Annotated in this window: 3 protein-coding genes; 2 read left to right on the forward strand and 1 reads right to left on the reverse strand. The window is 41.1% G+C overall.

What is annotated here, in order from left to right; translation table 11 throughout:
* Position 1 precedes the first annotated feature (1 nt).
* Entirely contained in the window at positions 2 to 1,015 is a 1,014-nt protein-coding gene (gene hemE, locus PX484_RS23450; protein WP_288105814.1) for a uroporphyrinogen decarboxylase, read from the forward strand.
* 419 nt (positions 1,016 to 1,434) lie between these two features.
* Positions 1,435 to 2,382 (forward strand): NAD-dependent epimerase/dehydratase family protein, encoded by a 948-nt coding sequence (locus PX484_RS23455; RefSeq protein WP_002803614.1) that lies wholly within the window; start codon positions 1,435 to 1,437, stop codon positions 2,380 to 2,382.
* Positions 2,383 to 2,920: 538 nt separating this feature from the next.
* Here the strand turns inward: PX484_RS23455 and PX484_RS23460 are convergent.
* A partial coding sequence (locus tag PX484_RS23460) for an ABC transporter ATP-binding protein (protein ID WP_288105817.1) occupies positions 2,921 to 3,559 on the reverse strand: 639 nt, incomplete at its 5' end.

A 3,559-nucleotide genomic window follows, 5' to 3' on the forward strand; every position in this document is an offset into this window, starting at 1 on the left:
AATCTTACCCCGTCCTCCCGTGTGGATGATGAGACAAGCAGGACGTTATATGCAGATTTATCGAGAATTGCGGGATAAATACCCCAGTTTTCGGGAAAGATCGGAAAATGCCGATTTAGCGATCGAAATCTCCCTGCAACCCTGGCGTGCTTTTCAACCGGATGGGGTGATCATGTTCTCCGATATCCTCACTCCCTTGGCGGGAATTGGTATTCCCTTTGATATTATCGAAAGTAAGGGGCCGATTATCGATTCTCCCATTCGTACTCAAGCGCAGGTGGACCAACTTAATCCCCTCGATCCCGATCAGTCTTTACCTTTTATCAAAACGATTTTAAAAACCCTGCGTCAAGAGGTGGGAAATAAATCCACTGTCCTCGGTTTTGTCGGTGCGCCTTGGACTTTAGCAGCATACGCAGTGGAAGGGAAAGGTTCTAAAAGTTATTCTGTGATTAAAGGGATGGCTTTTTCGGAACCCTCGGTACTGCACCAATTTTTAGATAAATTAGCGGATATGATCGCCACCTATGTCCGTTATCAAATCGATTGTGGGGCGCAAGTAGTACAAATGTTCGATTCTTGGGCGGGTCAATTAACTCCCCAAGATTACGATGTTTTTGCCTTACCCTATCAACAAAAAGTAGTTCGTTTGGTGAAAGAAACCCATCCCGATACACCGTTAATTCTCTACATTAGTGGCAGCGCCGGCGTTTTGGAAAGAATGGGTAAATCGGGGGTTGATATTATTAGCGTCGATTGGACCGTGGATATGGCGGAAGCGAGACAGCGTTTAGGTAAATCGATGATGGTTCAAGGTAATATCGATCCGGGGGTTTTATTCGGTTCCCAGCCCTTTATTCGCGAGCGGATTATTGATACTATTCGTAAAGCGGGTAATCAAGGTCATATTCTTAATTTAGGTCATGGTGTTTTGGTGGGAACTCCTGAAGATAACGTGCGTTTCTTCTTTGAAACTGCTAAACAAGCGGATCAATTATTAGCAGTTCACGCCTAGGATGTCCTGATCAAGGTTTAGGGAATAGGGGTTAGGAGGTAAGGAAATCGTCTGTAACACCCAACACCTAAGAGTGCATCCCATAATTTAAAATCTACTAAGTTGGGATTCTCTGATAACTTCTGTTAAAAAACTGTGCTTTCTAGGTTGTTTGTTTCCAATCCAGACTCTTGGGGGGTTCTACCCCCCAAACCCCCCGTCGGGGGACGAAGCGCCTCCCCCGAACCCCCCGCGCATTAGTTTTTTTGTGGGATGCTTACACGCAGCTGCTGATATATTTGTAATAATTTAAGAGTCACTGACCATTAATCATTTTTGATATTTCTGCAAAGTTTAGATGCAGCTCTCCAAAATCCGAACCCGTGACTCACTTTTTACTTTCACACTGTCCCCTAAATTCTGCTGGATCAATTAAAATAATGAAAAAAATATTTCTAACGGGTGTGAGTGGCTGTATTGGGCATTATATCGCCGAAATTTTACTGGAAAATCCCGACTATGAATTATATTTTTTAGTGCGTAATGCCGAGAAGTTAAAATTTACTTACCAAGGGCGATCAAATGTTCATATACTTTTAGGCGATATGGAAAATATTGGGGTATATGCCGAGCTTTTAAAAACAATGAATATAGCGGTTTTAATCGCTACCAGTTGGGGAGGAGAGGAGGAAAGTTATCAGATTAATGTGGTAAAAACCCTAGAATTAATTAGTTATTTAGATGCTCAAATCTGCGAGAAAGTCCTCTATTTTTCTACTGCCAGTATTCTCAATCAAAATAATCAACCTTTACCCGAAGCTGGGGAGATAGGAACTAATTATATCCGCACTAAATATATTTGTTATAGTAAATTTACTGACCTAGAAATCGCCGATAAAATTATCACTTTATACCCCACTTTTGTCTTAGGTGGTGACGAAAATAAACCCTATTCTCATATCTATGGCGGTTTACCGGATGTGTTGAAATATATCGGTTTAGTGCGTTGGTTTCAAGCTGATGGCAGTTTTCATTTTATCCATGCCAAAGATATAGCTCAAGTGGTGAATTATTTAATCGAAAATCCCGCACCAGAAAGTAAAATTGTTCTAGGCAATCAACGCACAACAGCTAACCAAGCAGTGGAGGAAATCTGTACTTATTTAAACAAAAAAATCTATTTTCGCATTCCTTTATCTTTAACTATTGCTAACTTTTTTATCAAAGTTTTTAACTTGCAGATGGAAGCATGGGACCGTTTTGCCATGAATTATCGCCACTTCACCCACATTAAAACCTATACTCCTGACGATTTTGGTTTAAAAAACTATTGTTCCACCCTCGATGATGTTTTAACCCTGCGAGGAATTCCCCGAAAAAAACCCTAAGTAGAGGGAACAGAAAAATATCTATAATTAATTCTGTCTGGATACTTACAGCGTTTCCTTAAAGATGAAGTCTAACCTAATGTCTCTCTTAGGTTTGGTGGGTAAAATGTATTCTAAGATACAGTGTTGCCGGCGAGTGAGTGGAACGAACCACAGAGACACAAAGGACACAAAGATCGATCACTACTATATAAGTTATCACACAAAGATAAGAGAGCCACCTAATTCCGCGACTGACTCCCCAAAACGAAAAGTTCCTACCTCACCATTAAGATAACTGCTCTATCGGTGACTCTTAAATTAGTACAAATATATGAACAACTGCGTGTAAGCATCTCACCGAAAAACTAATGCGCTCCGGGGTTCGGGGGATTCTACCCCCAACGGGGGGTTTGGGTAGGGTTGATTCATGAATCAACCCTACCTTGAATCAACCCTACCTTGAATCAACCCTAGGGGCTTGGGGGATTCTACCCCCCAAAAGCTTGGCTTGAGTGATAAAATCAGAAATAATGCCCAACTCTTAATGCCAAATAGACTAATCTTGAAATTGTCTAGCATGAAATTGAGCGTAACGACCATTAAGATTTAATAACTCTTCGTGATTACCCACCTCAATAATTTCACCCTTTTCTAAAACTAAAATACGGTTAGCTTTTCTGACAGTTGCTAATCGGTGAGCAATAACAAATACCGTGCGCTCCGTCATAATTCTTTCTAAAGCTTCCTGCACTAAAGCTTCCGATTCCGAATCGAGCGCTGAAGTTGCTTCATCTAAGATTAAAATTCTCGGATTAGATAAAACCGCTCGCGCGATGGCGATTCTTTGTCTTTGTCCACCCGATAAATTAACACCCCTTTCTCCCACATAGGTATAGTAACCCTGGGAAAGTTCACCGATAAATTGATGAGCGTTGGCAATTTTTGCCGCTTTTTCCACCTCTTGCAGATTAAAATCTCCCTGGCCAAAAGCGATATTTTGGGCTATAGTACCAGAAAAGAGAATATTTTCCTGTAAAACTACGCCAATTTGTCGCCGGAGACTTTTTAAAGTCACATCACGAATATCCACCCCATCGATTAAAATCTTGCCAGAAGTGGGGTCATAAAAACGCAATAAAAGATTAACTAAAGTGGTTTTTCCCGCTCCCGATGCTCCCACTAAAGCAATCATTTC

Origin of the sequence: Microcystis sp. M49636_WE2 (assembly GCF_030065375.1) — a bacterium.
In the GTDB taxonomy this organism is placed as follows: domain Bacteria; phylum Cyanobacteriota; class Cyanobacteriia; order Cyanobacteriales; family Microcystaceae; genus Microcystis; species Microcystis aeruginosa_C.